Genomic DNA, 19605 nt, shown 5'->3' on the forward strand with positions numbered 1-19605 from the left:
TGTGTGCCCGAGACGCGTAAAAGCGGCAACGCCTCGCCGTGCATCGTGCGGCGCGATGCGCTGACGTTGGCGGGCGGAGCGGGCGGACGGGAACCGGGAAGCCGACTGTTGCGAATACTCGCGCAATTGGGCTTGATTATGCCATGTCTCGTCAGTGCTTCGACCCAAAAAACGAGCGCACGCGCTCGAGATCGGCCGGCGTATCGACGCCGGGCGCGGGCGCGTGCTCGGTCAGCAAGACGGCGATTCGTTCGCCATGCCACATTGCGCGCAGCTGCTCGAGCATTTCGCTCTGCTCGATCGGCGCCTGCGCGAGCCCGGGGTAGCTGCGCAGGAAGCGCGCGCGATAGGCATAAAGTCCGATGTGACGATATACCGCACCCGCGGGTGCCGGCATCGCGGCGACGTCGAAGGCCTGCGCCGAGCAGTGCGGCTGATAGGCGTCGCGCTCCCAGGGAATCGGCGCACGCGAGAAATAGAGTGCGCGCGAACGTGCGTCGAGCACGACCTTCACCACGCTCGGGCTGAAGACATCGGCGGCGTCCACGATGGGATGGGCTGCCGTCGCGATCGCGCAATCGGGGTGGGCGGCGAGATGGGCGGCCACGTCGCGCACGAGGGCGGGGTCGATGAGCGGTTCGTCGCCTTGCACGTTCACGACGATCGTCTCGTCGCTCCAGTTGAAATGCGTCGCGACCTCCGCGAGGCGGTCGGTGCCCGTCGGATGATCGGCTCGCGTGAGCAGCGCGTCGATACCGTGCGCACGCGCGGCTTCGATGACACGTTCGGCGTCCGAGGCGATCAGCACGTGCGTGGCGCCGGACTCGCGCGCGCGTTCGGCCACGCGCACGACCATCGGCTTGCCGGCGATGTCTGCGAGCGGCTTTTCCGGCAGGCGCGTGGAGGCGAGGCGCGCCGGGATGACGGCGACGAAGGGCGTCGCCGAGTGGGTCGAAAGCTCGGTCATCGAAAGCGTCGAACAGGGAGTAGGGGAAGGGACGGGATCGGTCGGGGCATGCAGGCGAGCGGTGCCGGTGCGGGCGACCGCCGCGACGGCATCAGGCCGTGCCGCTCGGATCGAGGGGCTCGACGGGCGTGCCTTCCACCGTCTGCCGTGCTTCGTCGACGAGCATGACGGGGATGCCGTCGCGCACCGGATAGGCCAGTTTGTCGGCTTGGCAGATCAGTTCCTGCTGCGCGCGATCGTAGCGGAGTGGACCTTTGCAGATGGGGCAAACAAGAATTTCAAGCAGGCGAGCGTCCACGGAGTTTCTCCACAACGAGAGCGATGAGGCGGCCAGGCAACGCGGCTTCGACGGGTACGACCCAGATGCGCGCGTCGCGCGAAGCGCCCAATTTTACTGCATCCTTTTCGGTGACCAGGATCGCGTCCGCCTCGGCCTGTGCGAACGGATCTTCGCGAAACGCGTAGTGGTCCGGCAGCGGCAGCGTTTCGGGTGCAAGGCCCGCGGCGCGCAGCGTGGCGAAGAACCGCTCGGGCGCGCCGATGCCGGCCGCGGCGAGCACGCGCTGGCCGGCGAATTGCGAAAGCGGACGGCGCAGGCTCGGCTCGCCGAGATGCCAGGCGTCGCCGGGCGATAGCGACAGTGCGTAGGTGTTCGGCCATGCCGGCAGCACGTGGCTGAACGGATCGTTGACGAGCGTCGCGTCGCGTCGGCGCGAAAGCGGCTCGCGCAGTGGGCCGGCCGGCAGCAGGAAGCCGTTGCCGCCGAGCCGCTGATCGAACACGACGAGTTCGACGTCGCGACCGAGCCGGTAGTGTTGCAAACCGTCGTCGCTGACCAGCACGTCGACGTCGCGGTGCGCTGCGAGCAGCGCCTGGGCTGCCGCCACGCGATCGGGCGAAACCCAGACCGGCACGCCGGTGCAGCGGGCGATCAAAAGCGGCTCGTCGCCAGCTTCGTCCGGGCGTGAAATGGCCGTCACGGCCCGCGGCAACGAGAGCTTCGCGCCGTAGCCGCGCGAAATGACACCCGGCGCGAAGCCCGCCGAGCGCAGTGCCTCGACGAGCGCGATGACGGTCGGTGTTTTGCCCGTGCCGCCAACCGTGACGTTGCCGACCACAACGACGGGCGCCCCGACGCGCACGGTAGCGCGCCAGCCACGCGCGAAGCTCGCGCGGCGCAACGCGGCCAGTGCGGCGAAAACCCCGGCGGCGGGCAGCAGGGCCCATGCGAGCAGGCCGCGCCGCTGCCACTCGCGCGCGACGAGCGCTTCGATGCGCGAGGTGAATCGGTCGGCCAAGCGGGTGCGTTTCATGGGAAAGGCGCGCGCTTCGCAAGCGCGCGCTCGGCAGGCGGTTCGGGAACCCGGCACTCTAGCGCGGGCCGCGCCGCGAGAGCAAGCGCGACGGCGCCTTCGCGCCTCGGCGAGGGTCCGAGCGCCTGTGGATAACTCTGTGAAAAACGTCCGCCCCGAATGCCGCACAGGCCGGTAAATCAAGCCTCTCATCGGCGAGGGTGCTGGCTTCTAAAAATTTTATTCCTTAAAAATCATGGGGTTGCCACGTGCGCTCGGGTATTTGCGCCCTATTTACGACGCTTGCCCGCGCCGGCTCTCTATGTGGGAAACCTGGCGCGCGCGCATCCGGCACTGGACGGCGGGCGCGCGCGCGACTATCGTCTGTGCGGCAGAAAAAACGGCTCCAGCATGCATACGCGATCTTCATTTTCCTCGTCCGGCACGGGTTCTCCCGCCTCCGGGCCGTTCGACGGCGACGTCGCCGTTCCCGTCTCGACGCTCAACCGGGCGATCGGAACGATGCTCGAACGTTCGTTTCCACTCGTGTGGGTGGCGGGCGAAGTATCGAACTTCACGCGGGCCGCGAGCGGCCATTGGTATTTTTCGATCAAGGATGCGCAGGCGCAGATGCGCTGCGTGATGTTCCGTGGCCGCGCGCAGTATGCCGAGTTCATGCCGCGCGAGGGCGACAAGATCGAAGTGCGAGCGCTCGTGACGATGTACGAGCCGCGCGGCGAGCTGCAACTGAACGTCGAGGCGGTACGGCGCACGGGACTGGGGCGGTTGTACGAGGCTTTTTTGCGCCTCAAGACGCAGTTGGAGGCCGAAGGTCTTTTCGCCGCCGAGCGCAAGCGCGCGCTTCCCGCGCATCCGCGCGCGATTGGCATCGTCACCTCGCTGCAGGCGGCTGCGTTGCGCGATGTGCTGACGACGCTTGCGCGCCGGGCGCCGCACATTCGCGTCGTCGTCTATCCCGCCCCCGTACAGGGCGCGGGGGCGGGCGAGAAACTGGCGGCGATGGTCGCGGCGGCCAATGCGCGCCGCGAGGTCGACGTGCTGATCGTTTGCCGCGGCGGCGGCTCGATCGAGGATCTGTGGGCCTTCAACGAGGAGGTGCTGGCGCGCGCGATCGCGGCGAGCGAACTTCCCGTGATCTCGGGCGTCGGACACGAGACCGACGTGACGATCGCCGATTTCGCCGCCGACGTGCGCGCGCCGACGCCGACGGGCGCGGCCGAACTGGTGAGCCCGCAGCGCGCGCTGCTCTTGCGCGAGCTCGACCAGCACCGCGCCGCGATTGCGCGCGGCTTCGGCCGCCTCATGGAGCGCCGCGCGCAACAAGTCGACTGGCTCGCCCGCCGGCTCGTGAGCCCGGCCGAGCGGTTGCGGCGGCAGCAAGCCCACCTCGATCAACTGCGCGCGCGTCTGGTATCCGCGGGGCAGCGGCCCGTGCGCGAGGCTCGTGCACGTTTGGCGCTCGCACGCCTGCGCTGGCAGCGCTGGCGTCCCGACCTCGACAACCGCCGGCAGGTGTTGAGCGGATGGGCGGCGCGCCTCGACAGCACGTTCGCGCGACAGCACGAGCGCCGCGCGGCCGGCGTGGCAACGCTCGCGGCGCGCCTCGAGGTGCTGAGCCCGCGGCGCACGCTCGAGCGCGGCTACGCGGCGTTGCTCGATGGCGATACGGGGCGAGCGGTGCGAGCGCCGCAAACTCTTGCGCGTACGCGGCGCTACACCGTTCATCTTGCCGAGGGCGCGGCCGACGTGACGTTCTCGGATGTGCAGCCGCGCTTGACCGATGGCTTCTAGCCGGTGGCGCGTGCGGCGGCATTGGTTGCAGCTGCTGCGTCGATCGGTCGCGATGCGAGCATTTTTTGCGCCGATAAATCGATATGACGGTCAATGCTGCGCATAAAGGGCTGCTAATTTGCGGGGTTATTCCAAAGCGCCTACAATCCAAGGCTCCGAAGCGTCACCTGCGACAAAGTACCCCACACTCGATCACTCGATAGAAGGAACCGCAACATGGAACATACGCTCCCTCCGCTGCCGTTCGCCAAGAACGCGCTTGCTCCGCACATGTCGGAAGAGACGCTCGAATTTCACTACGGCAAGCATCATCAGGCTTACGTCACGAATCTGAACAATCTCATCAAGGGCACCGAGTTCGAAAACCTGCAGCTCGAAGAGATCGTCAAGAAGTCGTCGGGCGGCATCTTCAACAACTCGGCGCAAATCTGGAATCACACTTTCTTCTGGAACAGCCTGTCGCCGAACGGCGGCGGAGCACCGGCGGGCGCGCTCGGCGATGCGATCAACCAGAAGTGGGGCTCCTACGATGCCTTCAAGGAAGCGTTCTCGAAGGCTGCCGTCGGCAACTTCGGCTCGGGCTGGACGTGGCTCGTGAAAAAATCGGACGGTTCGCTCGATATCGTTTCGACGAGCAACGCCGCCACGCCGCTCACCACGAGCGACAAGCCGCTCCTCACCATCGACGTCTGGGAACACGCGTACTACATCGATTACCGCAACGCGCGTCCGAAGTTCGTGGAAGCATTCTGGAACATCGTGAATTGGGACTTTGCGGCGAAAAACTTCGCATAACGAAGTAATCGGTCCCCACACGGCAAAGGCCCTCGAGATTTTCGAGGGCCTTTTTGCTTATACGGGGCCGCGTTATCTCATCCGCGATGCGAGCCGCCCGTGTTTCGGGCGTTCGCGTGGCCGGTGGCTCATGCGTCTTCGGCGGCCGGAGCCGGACCGGGTTCGCGTTCCAGCAGGTCGCCGGGTTGGCAGTTCAGATATGCGCAGATGGCATCGAGCGTGGCGAGGCGAATACCTTTCACCTTGCCTTGCTTGAGCAGCGAAAGATTTTGCTCGGTGATACCCACGGCGGCAGCCAGATCCTTCGATTTGACCTTGCGCCGCGCGAGCATGACGTCGAGACGAATGACGATGGGCATGGGCGGGCGACTCAGACGAAGAGCCGATGCTCGGCGTCCATCTCGCTCGCTTCGCGCAGGATGTGCGCTATGACGGCAATGCTTGCGGCGAGAAAGAGCGCGACGATATCGGACGAACCGATGCTGAGCGTGACGACGCGGTGCCCCACGGGCTCGCGCAGCGTGAGCCATACGCTCAGCAGCGGCTCGCAGATCAGATCGGCCAATACCCACAGCCATACCGCGCGCGCCACCTTCCCGAGATGATTCGACGCGGCGCGGGAAAAGTACTGCCGGCGGCCATACGCGCGAAAGAGCAGCCGCAGGTGCGCGAGGCCGTGCGCGAGTACGAGCAGCGGCAGGCTGGACAGCACGATCGCGCCGAGCTTTTGCCACCACGGAAACTTCGTGACGTCCGTGCCCAGGCTCTTTATCAGCCCGTTCGTCAGCCCGAATCCGAGCCCATGGCCGCCGGCGGCGGAGGTCAATTGCGGGAAAAGCCAGCAGGCCGCATTCAACACCAGCATGCCTGCGGCGAAACACAGTGTGACGGCGGCCATGCGTTGACTGTATCGGGTCAGGCGGTCCGAGTTCAAGATCAGCTCCTATCAAGTTTCGATGACGGGAAGTGTAGCAGCGATTGAACGGGAAATGCGAAAAACTTATCGTTCAACGATAATTAATGGCTTCTATCTCGCAGTCTCGCTGCTACCGTCGCTTTCTCTGAAATACCTATATCAATATAGCTACGTTGAAATAGCTATGCTAGGATAGGAAAATGACGAATGCAGACGATCTTCTCGACCAGGCTGCGCGCCTGCGCTCGCAGGTGACGGGGTTGGCCCGCCGTTTGAGGCAGGAGGCCCAACTCGACCCGGTGCAGTATTCGCAGCTCGTGGTGATGGGCGCGATCGACCGCCTGGGTGACGGCGTCACGCCATCGGCGATCTGCGCGGCCGAGCGCATTCGCTCGTCCAACCTCGCGGTCCTGCTGCGCGAACTCGAGGCTCAGGACTACATCAGGCGCAGCGGCGACCCCGAGGATCGCCGGCGGATGCTGCTGGCGCTGACAGCAAAGGGGCGCCGCGCGTTGCATGGCAACCGCAAGCTGCGCGGCCAATGGCTCGTGTCGGCGATGCTCGGGTGCCTGAGCGAAGAGGAACGAACGCTCGTACTCAAGAGCGGCGCGTTGCTGGAGCGGCTCGCGCAGTTCGATGCCGCGCAAAAGCCGATTGCGTCGATCGATAAAGGGAAGCGCCCGTGAGAGAAGCCTCCGGGGTACCCGCGAAACACGTTTGCCGGGCCCGTTTGCCGGGGACATCGACGCCGCGCGGTGCAAAGCATGACGCGGCGGGCCAGGGCCGTTAGACAAGGAGAAGCAGCATGTCATCGCCTCTCGACTCCCACCATGACACCGATGGCGCGCCGGCAAGGCGGGTGGGCATCGGCGAGCTCTTCGTCGGATTCCTGACGCTCGGCCTCGTTTCGTTCGGCGGGGCGCTGCCGTTCGTGCGGCACAAAGTCGTGGAAGAACGGCGTTGGCTCAGCAGCGAGGAATTCACCGATCTGCTCGGGCTGTGCCAGTTCCTGCCCGGAGGCAACGTCATCAACCTGTCGGTCGCGATCGGCATGCGCTTTCGCGGCGTGGCCGGTGCGCTTGCGTCGCTCGTCGGACTCATCGCCGCGCCGTCGCTGATCGTCATCGGCCTCGGGGTGCTGTATGCGAAAACACAGCACATACCCGCGGTGCACCACGCATTCGGCGGGCTCGCCGCGGCGGCGGCCGGCCTCCTCGTAGCGATGGCCCTCAAAGTGGCGAAGCCACTCAGGGGTGTGGGTGCGGGCGTGATCATCGCGGCGCTGGCGTTCGTCTCGATCGCGGTGTTTCGTCTGCCGCTGTTGCCGACGATGCTCGTCCTCACACCGCTCAGCATCGCGCTTGCCGTGCATCGGCAGCGCGCGCGCGCTCAAGGAGCCAAGCCATGAATCCGACACTCGTTGCGCTGGCAACCATCTTCAGTCAGCTGTCGCTGCTCGCGTTCGGCGGCGGCAATACGATCCTGCCCGAGATGCACCGGCAGGTCGTCGACGTGCACCATTGGATGAGCGCGGAGGAGTTCACCTCGCTCTTCGCGCTCGCGCAGGCGGCCCCCGGCCCCAACATGATGATCGTCACGATGATCGGGTGGCACGTGGCGGGCTGGCCGGGCTTTCTTGTCGCGTCGGTGGCGAAGTTCGGTCCGTCGTCGATCGTCACCGCGTTGTCGCTGCATGCCTGGGACCGTTTCAAGGACCGCCCGTGGCGCCGCTACGTGCAGCTCGGGATGATGCCGATGACGGCCGGTCTCGTCGCATCGAGCGCGGTGCTGATTTCGCAGGCTTCGAACACATCGGCGATCCAGTGGGGCATTACTGCCGCCGTCGCCGTGCTCGCATTTCGGACACGCGTGCATCCGCTATGGCTGCTCGCAGCGGGCGCGCTCATCGGTGCGACGGGATTCGGCCAGGTTTGAGTTTCGCGAATCAGCGCATCGTCCGCCGCGCGATATCGTCGAGGGAGGCCCGCTCGCTGAGCACGTCGTCGATGAGCCCGTACTCCTTTGCCGCCGCAGCCGACATGAAGTTGTCGCGGTCGGTGTCTTTCTCGATCTGCTCGATCGATTGCCCTGTACGCTCGGCCAGCACCTGATTGAGCCGCTCCCTCAGATAGAGCACCTCCTTCGCCTGAATCTCGATGTCGGCCGCGCTGCCCTGACTTCCGCCGGACGGCTGATGAATCATGATGCGCGCGTTCGGCAACGCATAGCGTTTGCCCTTTGCTCCCGCCGCCAGCAGAAACGTGCCCATGCTTGCTGCGAAGCCCGTGCAAAGGGTCGATACCTGCGGTTTGACGAACTGCATCGTGTCGTAGATCGCGAGCCCGTCGTACACCGATCCGCCGGGCGAGTTGATATAGAAGGAAATGTCCTTGTCGGGGTTCTCGGATTCGAGGAACAGCATCTGCGCGACGATGACACTCGCCGTTTGCTCGTTGACGGGACCGACCAGAAAGACGATCCGCTCGCGTAGAAGCCGCGAATAGATGTCGTAGGCACGTTCGCCGCGGCCCGTCGTCTCGATGACGGTCGGCACGAGTTGACTGCAGGGTGGGTGTTGCATGGCGCTCCTCGCGTGAATGTCGGCCGGGGGCGGATTGCAATGCCGCCCCTCGCTGAACTTGACGCACGGCCAGCGCCCATTGTGACAAGCACGGGCGCACAATGCAGCCGTGGCGGCACGAAAAAACGTGCCGCGCCTGTCACGTTTTCGGTCCCTCGCGCGTCAACGAATGAGGGACACCACGAACGGCGCCAGCGCGCCCATGGCGGAGCATCGACGCATGACCCGTGAAGAACAGCATTTGACCGACCGCGGCTTCGAGGGCGCCCGCTCGCGCCTCGTTTCCATCGCGAGCCGCCTGCTCGGCAGCCGGGCTGAGGCGGAGGACGTCGTGCAGGACGCGTGGCTGAAGTGGCAGGCGGCCGATCGCGCCGCGCTGCGCACGCCGCTCGCATGGCTTACGACGGTGACGACGCGGCTCGCAATCGACCGCTTGCGACGGTTGCAGACCGAGACGGCTGCTCACGAACAGGAGCGGCTTGCCATAGCCTCGCTCGGCGACGCGACGGCCCCGTCCGCCGAAGAGGAAATGATGCGCGCATCGTTGCTCGGACAAGCGCTCGCCGTGGTCTTCGACGCCCTTTCGTCCGACGAGCGCGCGGCGTTCGTCCTGCACGAAGCGTTCGATTGCGATTATCAGCAGATCGCCAGCGCTATCGGGAAGACGCCTGCGCATTGCCGCCAGCTCGTGCATCGGGCGCGGCAGCGGCTGCAAGGTGCGACGCCGGCGGGTACGGACCGCCGCACAGCCGATGCCGCACGCGAGCCCGCGCTCGAAGCGCTCGCTTCGGCGATCGAGACATGCGATGTGGCCCGCGCCATACGCGTTTTCGCCGGCAGTGCGGCGGCCCAGGGCAACGATGCCACGTCTCCGGCGGAATCACGGCCGGCCGTTGCGGCGCTTGCGGCCGCGGCCGTGCCTATGAATCGGACATCACACGTGACGGTTCTCTCCATGCGCGGAGAGACGAGCTACCTCGCACTCGTGGATGGCGACGTCCCGCAGGTGACAGCGATCATCGTCGTTTCGTGGCGGGGCGACTGCATTCGCAGCATCGACTGGCTGACCGACGCGGCCGTACTCCGGGCGATCGATCGTCTCTTCGGGGCGACTGCGGTGCGCGCGCGGCTGGCGCGCCCGTTCGCGGTGCACTGTGCCGCGCTGGCCTGAGCGGGGCCGCCGCCAGATCGCGGCGCGGCTGCTCAGGCGCCACGCGCGGATCAGTGCCCCGTGGCTTCCCAGTTGATGTCGACGCAGAGCACTTGCAGCCCCGTCGACGTTTGCGCGGCAATCGATGCCGTTACGCACAGGTGGGCTTCGTTGATCGAGAGATAAGGCGCGGTCAGATGCACGCGACCCGGGGTGCGCACGGCCTCGATGAAATAGGGGCGCCGCTCCCAGCTTGCGCCCTCCGAGTGCAGCAGCGGGCGGAACCGTTTCGCGCGCCGCGAGACGCGGCGTCCGTGCGGTACCACGTTGTCGCCGATCTGGCGGCCACTCGCGTCGAGCAGGAAGCAGCGTGCCGTATCGGGCAGCGAAAGCAGCGGCTGCGCTGCGGTTTCCACGGGCTCGCCTTCCACCACGCGCGCGCACGCTTGCGCGAGCGCGGCGCCATAGGGTGCCAGCCGTGCGGCCTGCGCACGCTCGCGTGCGGCGACGCGTTCGCGCAGCGCAGCCGAAAGCGCGTCGATGACGCTCGCCGCGATGCGCGGCTCCACGGGGTCCATGCTGGGGCCGGCGAAATAGGCGCCCTGCACGAAATCGACATTGCTCTCGAGCGCGATGAGGGCTTCGCGCTCGGTCGAGAGTCCGCCCATGAGCACGAGCTGCCCCGACTCGTGCAGCAGCGAGACGAGCCCCGGCAGCACGCGCTCGATATGCGAGTGTTCGGTGGCCTGCGCGAGAATCACGCGGTCGAGCGAGACGATATCGGGGCGCAGATCCCACACGCGATCGATGTTCGAATGCTTGGCCCCGAAGCCGCCCAGTGCGATCAGGAACCCCGACTTGCGCAGCGATTCGACGATTTCGGCAAACCGGCTCGTCTCGCCGCCGGCCTGCTCGGGCACTTCGAGCACGACGCGCTGCGGCGGCAGGCCAAGCGCCTTGAGACCCGCGAGCAGCGCATCGCCGTAGCTCGTGTCCATCAGCGCGGCCGGATGCAGGCTCAGAAAGAGCCACTCGTCATGGCTGTCGAAGGCGCTGAAGTTGCCGAGATGCAGCGATTCGGCGAGGCGCCCGAGCTCCAGCAAATCGCCGCGGCGTGCGGCCTGCGTGAACACTTCGTGCGAAGGCACATGCCGTCCGTCCTCGTCGTGCGCGCGCAGCGACGCGTGATAGCCGATCGCGCGACGGTGCGACACGGAAAATACCGGCTGAAAAACGCTGAGAACCGTATAGCCGCCGTAGACGACGGTATGACGGGCACCCGCGTCGCCCGCGACGGGGCGCGGCGGTTGAAAGCCGGGGGGATCGAGATCGATCATGCTTCGGGTCGGACGTGACGGAAGGGGGAAGGCGCGCAGCGCCCATGATGCAAATCAGGTAGTACTTTACCGCATCGCTCAGCAAGATCCATGCGCAACACCGATGCGAAGGGAGCAGACCCGTGTGCCGTCTTGGCCGGCTGCCGCCCGTGCCTCGCGAGCGCGCGCCTGGCGGGACCCTGGGAGCGCGGCGATTCGAAGCGCGCGTGGCGCAGGGATCCCGATCGCCTCCGCCGGATACCCGCGGCGTCGATGTGCGCTGCACCGGCCTGGTGCGGGGGCTGCCCTGCTCTGGTTCGATGCATCCGCGCCGCGTCAGGTAGCCGCATAAGCGGCCGCATGCTGCGAGGCGGGCGCGAGTTCGGCCGCGCGCGCGAAGAACCGATGGGCGCGCGGATCGTCGACGAAGGCGGCGTTGATGCGCAGCCATGGGCTCGTTTGACCATGCGGCCGGAAATAGCTGCCCGGCGCCACCGTCACGCCGCACGACGCCGCGCATTCGACGAGGCGCTGCGAGTCTTCGATCTGCGGCATTCGGGCCCAGACGAATTTGCCGCCGACCGGAGTGGCGAACAGTTGCCATCCGTATGCTTCCAGCGTGCGCGTGGCCATGCCGAGCGCGTCGCCCATGCGACGGCGCAGCCGCTCGAGGAACTTGTGATAGGCGCCGCGTTCGAGCATCGTCAGTGCGACCGCTTCGGCGAAGAGCGAACCGCCGATGCTCGTGAGCACCTTGATGTTGGCGAGATCCTTGACGATCGACGGCTCGGCGACGATATAGCCGATGCGCAGAGACGACGACAACGTCTTCGACAATCCGCCCACGTAGATCACGTGCTCGAGCTGATCGAGCGTGGCGAGCCGGTCGCTCGCATCGGATTGATAATCCGCATAGATGTCGTCCTCCACGATCGTGAAGTCGTATTCGCGCGCAAGTTGCAGCAGGCGGAACGCGACGGATGGCGCGACGATCGTCCCGGTGGGATTGTGAAACACCGTGTTGACGAACAAGGCGCGCGGACGATGGCGTTCGAGTTCCGACTGGAGAGCGGCGAGATCGGGGCCTGAGTCCGTACGAGGAATGCCGACGACGTTGACCCCGTGCAGCTTCAGGAGGCCGAACAGGTTGTAGTAGCCGGGGTCTTCGACGAACATCGTGTCGCCGGCCTTCACCAGATAGCGGACAAGCAGATCGACGGCCTGGCTCGCGCCCGCCGTGATGAGCACCTGCGAAGCGTCGACGCGCATGCCGAGCGGTGCGACGCGTGCGCGCAAGTGCTCGCGCAGCGGCAGGCTGCCGAGCGGCGTGGCATAGTCGATCATCGCGGCGCGCTCGGTGCGCGCGACGTGGCGTATCGCCTGCGCGATGCCTTCCACATCGCGCCAGGCTTCGGGGATGAAGCCGCTCGCGAGCTTGAGCGTATCGCCCGGCTGATTGAACTGCTGGATGATGTAGGTCGATTCGTCCTCGGCGCGGCGAGGGTCCGAGGTGCCGCACCGGGGTTGGAGCGCGCTCGACCGGTTGCTCACATAAAAGCCCGACCCATGCCGCGGCTCCACATGGCCGAGCGAAACGAGGCGGTCGTAAGCTTCGATGACAGGAAAGCGGCTGATGCCGTACTCGGCCGCGAAACGGCGGATCGATGGCAGCTTTGCCCCCGCATGCGCCTCGCGGGAGCGGATCCAGCGCGCGACGCCTTCGACGATCTGGTCGGCGAGCGGCACGCCGCTCGCGCGATCGAGTTCGAGCTTCATGGGAATTCCGGCTGAACTGTTTGCTAATTTGACTGCACAGTTTCGGCGAAACTGTTCAGGACTGTGCATGTGATTGTAGCCCCCGGCTCGCAATAATGGGTCAACGGAAACAGTTTTGAAGGGGGCTGCGATGCGCGAAATCCGCACGTTCGAAATGGAGCGCGACGAGCCGGCGGCCGTATGGCGGATCGCCGAGCCGTCTCTCGTGACGGTGATGGCCGGGCAACTGTGGATCACGGTCGAACGCGATGCCGAGGACTACTGGCTGCATGCCGGCGAATCGTTATGGCTGCCGAAGGGCGCGCGGGCGTGGATCGGTGCCGGTGCCGCGAGCGCGCGCTTCACGGTGGTGAGCGCGGGTGCGCGGACTGCCCCGCCGGGCACGCCCTCGCACGCACTGCGCGCGCCGCGGCGGCTACTGGCGGGTTGGTAAACAACAAGATTGCCTGCCGTCGCAATATCGCGTGGGCACGCTCGCGAGCGCGACGATCGGCGCAGCCGCGCTCGCCGCCGCCTGCTGTCATGCACAGCGCACCGGGCAGGGCCAGCAGGTGAGCGTATCGATGCGTCGCGCGCTGGTCGCGTTTCGCAGCGAACGCTATCTGCGCATCGATAACGGCCGCGGCCAGCGCTCGGCCGTGCTCGATCTGCGAGCAGAGCGCGGGCGCGCCACGCTGCATGCGCTGGCGGTCGGGGCCGATGTCTTTTTGCAGGCATATCGCCCCGCGCGCTTACGGCGCACGGATTCGGGCCCGACGACCTCGCGCGCGCGGTGCCGGGCATCGTCCATGTGACAGTGTGTGCGTACGGGCAGGAGGGGCCATGGCGCGGCCGACGCGGGTTCGACAGTCTCGTGCAGTCGGCAAGCGGCATCGCCTGGACGGAGATGCAGGCCGCTGGCAGCGCTAGCCCGAAGCACTTGCCGTGTCAGGCACTCGATCATGCCACGGGCTATCTTGCGGCTTTCGGCGCGATGGTTGCGCTCATGCGTCGTGCGAAGGAAGGCGGCAGCTGGCATGTGCGCGTTTCGCTCGCCCTCCCGTACCGATAGGCAGCGACGCACCTCGGTGGTCCGCATGAGCGCTGCGGCCGGGTGCCGCATCTTCCGCGTTATTTGCGCAGTTCGGCGACGAAGTCGTAATAGTCGTTGCGGCAATAGGTGTCGGTCAGCTCGATTGCGCGCTGATCGGTGGTGTAGCCGATTCTCGTGATCAGCAGCAGCGCATCGTGCGGCGCGATGCCCATTTGCCGCGCGATTTCGTCGTTGGCGTTCACGGCTCGAAAGTGCTGCAGCGCGCGCACGATGGGCACGCCGCGCTGCTCGAGATAGCTGTAGAGCGAATCGCCGATGGCGTTGGGATCGGGTATGACCGAGGCCGGCAGCGTCGAATTTTCGACGGCCATCACGATGCCGTCGGCAAGCCGCAAGCGTTTCAAGCGCGTGACTGCCGCCGAGGGAGACAGGCCGAGCTGGATCACCTCGTCGCGGCTCGCCGGCTGGATCTCGCGCGCGAGCCACTGCGAGCTCGGGGTGAAGCCGCGCCGGCGCAGCATTTCGCTGAAGCTCGACAACTGCGAGAGCGAATCGTCGTAGCGCGGGGTGATGAAGCTGCCCGCGCCCTGTGTGCGGCGGATCATGCCTTGCTCCACCAGCAGGGCGATGGCCTTGCGCGCCGTGATACGCGACACGCCGAGCGCGTCGGAAAGGACGCGCTCGGACGGCAGGGCCTCTCCGGCGTTCCAGCGATTTTCGTGTATCGCTTGGCCGAGCTTGCGGGCGAGCTGGAGGTAAAGAGGCGTGTCGTTATCCGGGTCCGGCCGCAGGTCGCGCCAGCGGTCTTCGGTGGGTGCGTTCATGGATGGTGCGCAGCGAGGGGCGAGCGGCAATTTTATGCCATCGGTGCGTCGCCCGAGCGATTTTGAGAAGCAGCCCGCAAGGTTCCGTATGAACGGCTACACTCGGGCGGATCGAATTCCATCGAGTGCTTCGAGGAGATTCTCATCATGCGCAACGACGAGACGGTAACGCTGCCGGACGGTGAACGTGTCGCGAAGCTGGGGCAGGGAACCTGGGAGATGGGCGAGCGGCGCGCGTCGCGCGAGGGGGAGATAGCCGCCCTGCGAGAAGGGGTGGCCCTCGGAATGACGCTGATCGATACGGCCGAGATGTACGGCGACGGAGCGACAGAGACGCTCGTCGGCGAGGCGCTCGGTGCGGTGCGCGACGAGATCTTCCTCGTCAGCAAGGTCTATCCGCACAATGCCGGCAAGCGCGGTGTCGCGGCATCGTGCGAGGCCAGCCTGAAACGCTTGCGGACCGACCGGCTCGACCTGTACCTGCTGCATTGGCGCGGCACGATCGCGCTCGAAGAGACCGTCGAAGGTTTCGAAGCACTGCGCCGCGCGGGCAAGATACGCCACTGGGGCGTGAGCAACTTCGACGTCGACGATATGGAGGCGCTCTTCGCCGCGGGAGGTGCCGCATGCGCGACGAATCAGATTCTCTATAACGTGGCGCGTCGAGGGCCCGAGTTCGATCTGCTGCCGTGGATGCGCGAGCGCGGCATGCCGGCGATGGCCTACAGCCCGATCGATCATATGCGGCTGCCGCGGCATTCGGTACTCGACGACATCGCGCAGGCGCGCGGCGTTTCGTCCGTGCAGGTCGCGCTGGCTTGGGTGCTCGCGCAGCCGGGCGTCTGCGCCATTCCGAAGGCCGGCAGCATCGCGCATGTGCGGGACAACCGGGAGGCGCTCGGCATCGCGTTGACCGATGCCGAGCGCGCGGCCATCGACGCGCATTTCAAACCGCCTCGCGCGAAGCGCGCGCTCGAAATGCTGTAGACGAAGGAAGGCGGTGAGCGGGCCGTTCTTCGGCCGTTTCCACTGGCATTGCCGCCGCCGCGCCGACCACCGTTAGCGCTTCCGACTGCGGCGGTTCTGCTTTCGGCGGTCCTCGCGCGATGGTCCCGATGGTCCCGTCTGTGGCGTGTGTCGTGCGGGGGGCTCAAAGGCGGCCGGCGGGGCGTGGCGCCTGATGGCGGATCGCGGTCAGATCCGAAATGGGGATATGGCAGCGGATGAGGTGCCCGTCGCCGGCATCGGCAAACGGGGGCGCGCAGTCTTCGCAGATTGCGCCGAGCTTGCGCGGGCAACGCGTGTGGAACACACAACCGCTCGGCGCGTCGGAGGCGCTCGGCGGCTCCCCGAGCAGGCGAACGCGTGGGGGCCTCTCGCCTGTTTCGCCCGGCATCGCACTCGGCATGGCCGAAATGAGCGCTTCCGTGTAGGGATGACACGGCCCTTCGAATATCGACCCGGTCGCGCCGATTTCGAGCAGGCGGCCGAGGTACATCACGGCGATCCGATCGGACACGTAGCGTACGACGTGCAGGTCGTGCGACACGAAGAGGTAGCTGGTGCCGTGCTCGCGCTGCAGATCGACGAGCAGGTTGAGTATCGATGCCTGCACCGATACGTCGAGCGATGACGTCGGTTCGTCGCAAACGACGATGCGCGGATCGCCGGCAAACGCGCGCGCGATGGCCACGCGTTGCTTGAGTCCGCCCGAGAGCTGACGGGTTCTCGCATCGAGATAATCCGTGGGCAGCCGCAGGTCGGTCAGCAGCGCCGCGAGCCGAGCGTCGCGCTCGGTGCCGCGTAGCGCGGCCAGCTTCGTGAGCGCGCGCCCGATGAGGCGCGCGACCGGATGCGCCCGGTTGAGCGCCGAGTCGGCATGTTGAAAGACGAACTGCAGCGACTTCACCTGATCGTGACTGCGCCGCTCCACGCGCGCGGGCAGCGGCTTGCCGTCCAGCTCGATCGAGCCGCCCGCATCCGGCGGCAGCAGGCCCGCTATCAGCTTCGCAAGCGTGGTCTTGCCGCTGCCCGATTCGCCGACCAGGCCGAGTGTCTCGCCCTCGCCGAGCGTGAGGGAGACGTCGTGAACGGCACGCACGCTGCCGTGCTCGCTCGCGAATGTCTTCGAGAGATGGGAGGCGTGCAACAGCCGGGCGGGCCGCAGCGACGCATCGGCGCGCAGGGTCCGCCCCTCGCTCGAGTTCGGCCGATGCGGCAACGCACGAGCTTGCTCGTGGTAATGACAGCGGGCCATTTGCACGCCGCCGGGCATCGTGAAACGGTGAGGCGGCGGCGGTTCGCGCCGGCAGCGATCGTCGGCGAGCGCGCAGCGCGGTGCGAAGACACACCCGCGCGGCACGGCTCCGGAAGCCGGCGGCAGCCCCTCGATCGTATCGAGGCGCGCGAGCCGCTTGCCGGAGGAGCGGGCGGGCAGGCAGCGCAGCAGGCCGACGGTATAGGGATGATGAGGCGCGCCGAAGACGTCCGCCGTCGCGCCTTCCTCCACGAGCCGTCCCGCGTACAGTACGCCGATGCGGCTGCAGACCTGCCCGACCACGGCGAGATCGTGGCTGATGAAGAGCACCGCCATGCCCGTTTGCTCGCGCAATTGCGCGACCAGATCGAGAATGTCGGCCTGCACCGTTGCATCGAGGCCCGTCGTGGGCTCGTCGAGCACGAGCAGCGCCGGGTTCGACGCGAGCGCCATCGCGATGACGACGCGCTGCTGCATGCCGCCCGACAGTTGATGCGGGTAGCGGCTCATGGCCTCGAGCGGCGCGGCGATGCGCACGCGTTCGAGCATGTCGAGCGCCTGATCGCGCGCCGCCCCGCGCGCCAGACCGGCCGCCGTCTCGAATGCCTCGGACAGCTGCACGCCGACCGTCAACGACGGGTTGAGGGCGCGCGACGGATCTTGATAGACCATCGAGACCGTTTTCGCGCGCAGCGTGCGCAGCGCCTCGGCGTCGAGCGCCGCGATTTCGGCGCCGTTCACCGCAATGCGGCCCGCCTTCACCTGTGCGTTGTCCGCGAGGTACCCGAGCGTGGCGAAAGCGAGCGTGGACTTGCCGCAGCCGGACTCGCCGACGAGGCCATAGGCTTCGCCTTGCGCCACGCGCAACGTAATGTCGTGCAGCGCTTCGCGCTCGCCCGTGCGCGTGCGATAGGCCACGGTGAGGCCCGTGACGGCCAATGCATCGCTGCGCGAGCGTGCCGACGTATCGAGCGCGGGGAATCGATTCAGCTTCGGTACGCTGCTCATGACCGAATGACCTCGGTTGCGGCGTCGGCGACGAGATGCACGCCGACGACGAGCGTGGCGATGGCTACGGCATCGAACGTCACGGTCCACCAGGCACCGCCTGTCATCAGCGAATAGGATTCGGCGAGCGCGAGCCCCCAGTCGGCGGATGGCGGTGCCACGCCGAAGCCGAGGAACGAAAGCGTCGCGACGGCGAAGATCGCGTAGCCGAGCCGGACGGTGCCTTCCACGACCACGGCGGGCAGCACGTTGGGCAATATCTCGGCGAACATGATGTAGAGCGTGTGCTCGCCGCGCGAGCGCGCGGCGGCCACATAGTCGAGATGCCGCTCCGCGAGTACCGCTGCGCGCACGGTGCGGGCGGTGATCGGCATGAATGTGACGCCGATGACGAGGATGACGGCGAGGCTCGACGCGCCGAGTGCCGCCAATGCGGCGAGTGCGACGATGACGAGCGGCAGCGCGAGGAGTGCATCGATGACGCGCCCGACGATCTTGTCGAGCCAGCCGCCCGCATAGCCGACGAGGAGCCCGAGCGCAGTGCCGGCGCATGTGCCGACGAGCGTGGCGAGTGGCGCGATGCCGAATATGTCGCGCGAGCCGACGATCACGCGGGAGAAGACGTCGCGGCCGAGCTGATCGGTGCCGAACCAGTGCGTGCGATCGGGCGGCAGGAGCGCGTTGAGCGGGTCCGAGGCATACGGATCGTGCGGCACGACCCACGGCCCGAGCAATGCCGAGGCGAGCCAGAACAGCACGATCGCGGCGCCGACGACGAAACCGGGCGAGCGCGACAATGCCCGCCACGGCAGCAAGCGCGCGGAATGAAGGGGGCCGGGGAGGGGCTCTACGCGTTCGGTCATCGTGCGCCTCCGGTGCGCAAACGCGGATCGAGCAGCATCAGAAGCGCGTCCGCGGCGAAGCTCGCGATCGTGTAGACGATGCCGACGCTCAGTACACCCGCTTCCAGCATCGGAAAGTCCTTCGCCGTGGCCGCGTTGTAGATGAGCGAGCCGATGCCCTGATAGTGAAAGAGCGTTTCGACCACGACGAGCCCGCCCACCATGTAGCCGAGTTGCGTGGCCGCGACCGTGAGGGTGGGCGGCAGGGCATTGCGCAGCACGTGGCGCACGATGACGGTACGGCGCGGCAGGCCCTTGAGAATCGCGGTGCGCGTGTAATCGGCATCGAGGGCTTCCGCGGTACCCGCCCGCGCCATTCGAGCAATGTAGCCGAAGAACACGAACACGAGCGGCAAGGCGGGCAGGATCAGATGGCGCAGCGCGTCGGTCAGGCTTGCGTCGGACGGGTAGGACGCCTCCGTGGGCAACCATTCGAGCCACACGCCGAACACGAGGATCAGCAGGATCGAGGAGACGAATTCCGGCACGATGGTGGCCGACAGTCCAGCGATCATCAGCGTGCGATCGAGCCAGCGCCCGGCATGCATGGCGGCCGTCACACCCGCGGCGATGCCGAGCGGCACCACGATGACGAAGCTGAGCGCGGCGAGCTTCGCGGAGTTTTCGAGCGCGCGCAGCACGAACGGCGCGGCCGGCTCGCGAAACGCGTATGACGTGCCCATGTCGCCCTGCACGAAGGCGGCGACCCAGTGGCCGTATTGTGCGAGAAGAGGCTGGTCCGCGCCAAGTTGTCGATTCAGCGCGGCGACGGCCTGCGCATCGGCGAGCGGCCCCAATATTGCCCGTCCGATGTCGCCGGGCAGCAATTGTCCGAGCGCGAATACGAGCCCTGAAAGCAGGGCGAGCGTTGCGAGCGCGAGCAGCAGCCGCTCGGCGAGAAGCCACGCCACGCGTGCGGTTGCGCTGGAGGTGAAGCGAAGACGGGGAAATCGAACGGTGGCGGACATAGGCTTGC

Annotated in this window: 20 protein-coding genes and 1 pseudogene; 9 read left to right on the plus strand and 12 right to left on the minus strand. The window is 66.8% G+C overall.

What is annotated here, in order from left to right; genetic code table 11:
* Nucleotides 1-151: 151 nt before the first annotated feature.
* From kdsB to lpxK, 3 genes are all read right to left on the minus strand, one after another.
* Nucleotides 152-967 carry a 3-deoxy-manno-octulosonate cytidylyltransferase gene (gene kdsB / locus U0034_RS13805; protein WP_085230351.1) on the minus strand — a complete coding sequence of 272 codons (816 nt, stop codon included), beginning with the start codon at nucleotides 965-967 and terminating at the stop codon, nucleotides 152-154.
* A 91-nt stretch (nucleotides 968-1058) separates the two neighbouring features.
* Entirely contained in the window at nucleotides 1059-1265 is a 207-nt protein-coding gene (locus U0034_RS13810; protein ID WP_085230350.1) for a Trm112 family protein, read from the minus strand.
* Nucleotides 1246-2280, minus strand: a complete 1035-nt coding sequence (lpxK, locus tag U0034_RS13815; RefSeq protein ID WP_085230349.1) for a tetraacyldisaccharide 4'-kinase — start codon at nucleotides 2278-2280, stop codon at nucleotides 1246-1248. Before lpxK ends, U0034_RS13810 begins: the two co-directional genes overlap by 20 nt.
* 390 nt (nucleotides 2281-2670) lie before the next feature.
* On the opposite strand from lpxK, the gene xseA reads away from it, so the two are divergent.
* Both xseA and sodB read left to right on the plus strand, forming a co-directional pair.
* On the plus strand, nucleotides 2671-4071 hold the full coding sequence (gene xseA / locus U0034_RS13820; RefSeq protein ID WP_085230410.1) for an exodeoxyribonuclease VII large subunit: 1401 nt from the start codon (nucleotides 2671-2673) through the stop codon (nucleotides 4069-4071).
* A 216-nt stretch (nucleotides 4072-4287) separates the two neighbouring features.
* Nucleotides 4288-4866: a superoxide dismutase [Fe] gene (sodB, locus tag U0034_RS13825; protein ID WP_085230348.1), complete on the plus strand. Its 579-nt coding sequence runs from the start codon at nucleotides 4288-4290 to the stop codon at nucleotides 4864-4866.
* A 128-nt stretch (nucleotides 4867-4994) separates the two neighbouring features.
* On the opposite strand, the gene U0034_RS13830 is transcribed toward sodB, so the two are convergent.
* On the minus strand, nucleotides 4995-5225 hold the full coding sequence (locus U0034_RS13830) for a helix-turn-helix domain-containing protein (protein ID WP_085230347.1): 231 nt from the start codon (nucleotides 5223-5225) through the stop codon (nucleotides 4995-4997).
* A gap of 11 nt (nucleotides 5226-5236) precedes the next feature.
* The gene (locus U0034_RS13835; RefSeq protein ID WP_085230346.1) at nucleotides 5237-5800 is read right to left on the minus strand and encodes a DUF2975 domain-containing protein; all 564 of its coding nucleotides are present in this window, start codon (nucleotides 5798-5800) and stop codon (nucleotides 5237-5239) included.
* A gap of 182 nt (nucleotides 5801-5982) precedes the next feature.
* On the opposite strand from U0034_RS13835, the gene U0034_RS13840 reads away from it, so the two are divergent.
* The 3 genes from U0034_RS13840 (at nucleotide 5983) to U0034_RS13850 (ending at nucleotide 7717) form a co-directional block, all read left to right on the plus strand.
* The gene (locus tag U0034_RS13840) at nucleotides 5983-6468 is read left to right on the plus strand and encodes a MarR family winged helix-turn-helix transcriptional regulator (RefSeq protein WP_085230345.1); all 486 of its coding nucleotides are present in this window, start codon (nucleotides 5983-5985) and stop codon (nucleotides 6466-6468) included.
* Between the two features lie 119 nt (nucleotides 6469-6587).
* The gene (locus U0034_RS13845) at nucleotides 6588-7190 is read left to right on the plus strand and encodes a chromate transporter (protein ID WP_085230344.1); all 603 of its coding nucleotides are present in this window, start codon (nucleotides 6588-6590) and stop codon (nucleotides 7188-7190) included.
* The gene (locus U0034_RS13850; RefSeq protein WP_085230343.1) at nucleotides 7187-7717 is read left to right on the plus strand and encodes a chromate transporter; all 531 of its coding nucleotides are present in this window, start codon (nucleotides 7187-7189) and stop codon (nucleotides 7715-7717) included. Before U0034_RS13845 ends, U0034_RS13850 begins: the two co-directional genes overlap by 4 nt.
* Before the next feature lie 10 nt (nucleotides 7718-7727).
* On the opposite strand, the gene clpP is transcribed toward U0034_RS13850, so the two are convergent.
* A complete protein-coding gene (gene clpP, locus U0034_RS13855; RefSeq protein ID WP_085230342.1) occupies nucleotides 7728-8363 on the minus strand; it encodes an ATP-dependent Clp endopeptidase proteolytic subunit ClpP in 636 nt (211 codons plus the stop codon).
* 220 nt (nucleotides 8364-8583) lie between these two features.
* On the opposite strand from clpP, the gene U0034_RS13860 reads away from it, so the two are divergent.
* Entirely contained in the window at nucleotides 8584-9534 is a 951-nt protein-coding gene (locus U0034_RS13860) for a sigma-70 family RNA polymerase sigma factor (protein ID WP_158243565.1), read from the plus strand.
* Nucleotides 9535-9584: 50 nt separating this feature from the next.
* On the opposite strand, the gene U0034_RS13865 is transcribed toward U0034_RS13860, so the two are convergent.
* Both U0034_RS13865 and U0034_RS13870 read right to left on the minus strand, forming a co-directional pair.
* The gene (locus U0034_RS13865) at nucleotides 9585-10850 is read right to left on the minus strand and encodes an EAL domain-containing protein (RefSeq protein ID WP_085230340.1); all 1266 of its coding nucleotides are present in this window, start codon (nucleotides 10848-10850) and stop codon (nucleotides 9585-9587) included.
* A gap of 315 nt (nucleotides 10851-11165) precedes the next feature.
* Nucleotides 11166-12605, minus strand: coding sequence for an aminotransferase-like domain-containing protein (locus U0034_RS13870; RefSeq protein WP_386092120.1), 1440 nt, complete (start codon nucleotides 12603-12605; stop codon nucleotides 11166-11168).
* A 130-nt stretch (nucleotides 12606-12735) separates the two neighbouring features.
* On the opposite strand from U0034_RS13870, the gene U0034_RS13875 reads away from it, so the two are divergent.
* Together U0034_RS13875 and U0034_RS13880 are read left to right on the plus strand one after the other, a co-directional pair.
* The gene (locus tag U0034_RS13875; protein WP_085230339.1) at nucleotides 12736-13038 is read left to right on the plus strand and encodes a DUF2917 domain-containing protein; all 303 of its coding nucleotides are present in this window, start codon (nucleotides 12736-12738) and stop codon (nucleotides 13036-13038) included.
* 13 nt (nucleotides 13039-13051) lie between these two features.
* A pseudogene (locus U0034_RS13880) lies at nucleotides 13052-13641 on the plus strand (CoA transferase); the annotation flags it as partial.
* Nucleotides 13642-13715: 74 nt separating this feature from the next.
* Here U0034_RS13880 and U0034_RS13885 read toward each other — a convergent pair.
* Nucleotides 13716-14462, minus strand: coding sequence for a GntR family transcriptional regulator (locus U0034_RS13885; RefSeq protein ID WP_085230338.1), 747 nt, complete (start codon nucleotides 14460-14462; stop codon nucleotides 13716-13718).
* 147 nt (nucleotides 14463-14609) lie between these two features.
* Here U0034_RS13885 and U0034_RS13890 point away from each other — a divergent pair, with 147 nt between their 5' ends.
* Nucleotides 14610-15449, plus strand: coding sequence for an aldo/keto reductase (locus U0034_RS13890; RefSeq protein ID WP_085230337.1), 840 nt, complete (start codon nucleotides 14610-14612; stop codon nucleotides 15447-15449).
* Nucleotides 15450-15612: 163 nt separating this feature from the next.
* Here U0034_RS13890 and U0034_RS13895 read toward each other — a convergent pair whose 3' ends face one another.
* The 3 genes from U0034_RS13895 to U0034_RS13905 are packed head-to-tail and all read right to left on the minus strand — an operon-like array spanning nucleotide 15613 to nucleotide 19597.
* The gene (locus U0034_RS13895; RefSeq protein ID WP_085230336.1) at nucleotides 15613-17727 is read right to left on the minus strand and encodes an ABC transporter ATP-binding protein; all 2115 of its coding nucleotides are present in this window, start codon (nucleotides 17725-17727) and stop codon (nucleotides 15613-15615) included.
* A complete protein-coding gene (locus U0034_RS13900) occupies nucleotides 17724-18590 on the minus strand; it encodes an ABC transporter permease (protein WP_085230335.1) in 867 nt (288 codons plus the stop codon). Before U0034_RS13900 ends, U0034_RS13895 begins: the two co-directional genes overlap by 4 nt.
* Nucleotides 18587-19597: an ABC transporter permease gene (locus U0034_RS13905; RefSeq protein ID WP_085230334.1), complete on the minus strand. Its 1011-nt coding sequence runs from the start codon at nucleotides 19595-19597 to the stop codon at nucleotides 18587-18589. The genes U0034_RS13900 and U0034_RS13905 overlap by 4 nt, the downstream gene beginning before the upstream one ends.
* Nucleotides 19598-19605: the final 8 nt, after the last annotated feature.

Source organism: Trinickia caryophylli, from assembly GCF_034424545.1.
In the GTDB taxonomy this organism is placed as follows: domain Bacteria; phylum Pseudomonadota; class Gammaproteobacteria; order Burkholderiales; family Burkholderiaceae; genus Trinickia; species Trinickia caryophylli.

What these genes read in the sequence shown, in the direction of transcription:
- lpxK (WP_085230349.1), bottom strand. Translation starts at nt 2,280, where the DNA reads ATGAAACGCACCCGCTTGGCCGACCGATTCACCTCGCGCATCGAAGCG.
- U0034_RS13885 (WP_085230338.1), bottom strand. Translation starts at nt 14,462, where the DNA reads ATGAACGCACCCACCGAAGACCGCTGGCGCGACCTGCGGCCGGACCCG.
- U0034_RS13845 (WP_085230344.1), top strand. Translation starts at nt 6,588, where the DNA reads ATGTCATCGCCTCTCGACTCCCACCATGACACCGATGGCGCGCCGGCA.
- U0034_RS13870 (WP_386092120.1), bottom strand. Translation starts at nt 12,605, where the DNA reads ATGAAGCTCGAACTCGATCGCGCGAGCGGCGTGCCGCTCGCCGACCAG.
- clpP (WP_085230342.1), bottom strand. Translation starts at nt 8,363, where the DNA reads ATGCAACACCCACCCTGCAGTCAACTCGTGCCGACCGTCATCGAGACG.
- sodB (WP_085230348.1), top strand. Translation starts at nt 4,288, where the DNA reads ATGGAACATACGCTCCCTCCGCTGCCGTTCGCCAAGAACGCGCTTGCT.
- U0034_RS13900 (WP_085230335.1), bottom strand. Translation starts at nt 18,590, where the DNA reads ATGACCGAACGCGTAGAGCCCCTCCCCGGCCCCCTTCATTCCGCGCGC.
- xseA (WP_085230410.1), top strand. Translation starts at nt 2,671, where the DNA reads ATGCATACGCGATCTTCATTTTCCTCGTCCGGCACGGGTTCTCCCGCC.
- kdsB (WP_085230351.1), bottom strand. Translation starts at nt 967, where the DNA reads ATGACCGAGCTTTCGACCCACTCGGCGACGCCCTTCGTCGCCGTCATC.
- U0034_RS13865 (WP_085230340.1), bottom strand. Translation starts at nt 10,850, where the DNA reads ATGATCGATCTCGATCCCCCCGGCTTTCAACCGCCGCGCCCCGTCGCG.
- U0034_RS13890 (WP_085230337.1), top strand. Translation starts at nt 14,610, where the DNA reads ATGCGCAACGACGAGACGGTAACGCTGCCGGACGGTGAACGTGTCGCG.
- U0034_RS13895 (WP_085230336.1), bottom strand. Translation starts at nt 17,727, where the DNA reads ATGAGCAGCGTACCGAAGCTGAATCGATTCCCCGCGCTCGATACGTCG.
- U0034_RS13830 (WP_085230347.1), bottom strand. Translation starts at nt 5,225, where the DNA reads ATGCCCATCGTCATTCGTCTCGACGTCATGCTCGCGCGGCGCAAGGTC.
- U0034_RS13860 (WP_158243565.1), top strand. Translation starts at nt 8,584, where the DNA reads ATGACCCGTGAAGAACAGCATTTGACCGACCGCGGCTTCGAGGGCGCC.
- U0034_RS13840 (WP_085230345.1), top strand. Translation starts at nt 5,983, where the DNA reads ATGACGAATGCAGACGATCTTCTCGACCAGGCTGCGCGCCTGCGCTCG.
- U0034_RS13850 (WP_085230343.1), top strand. Translation starts at nt 7,187, where the DNA reads ATGAATCCGACACTCGTTGCGCTGGCAACCATCTTCAGTCAGCTGTCG.
- U0034_RS13875 (WP_085230339.1), top strand. Translation starts at nt 12,736, where the DNA reads ATGCGCGAAATCCGCACGTTCGAAATGGAGCGCGACGAGCCGGCGGCC.
- U0034_RS13905 (WP_085230334.1), bottom strand. Translation starts at nt 19,597, where the DNA reads ATGTCCGCCACCGTTCGATTTCCCCGTCTTCGCTTCACCTCCAGCGCA.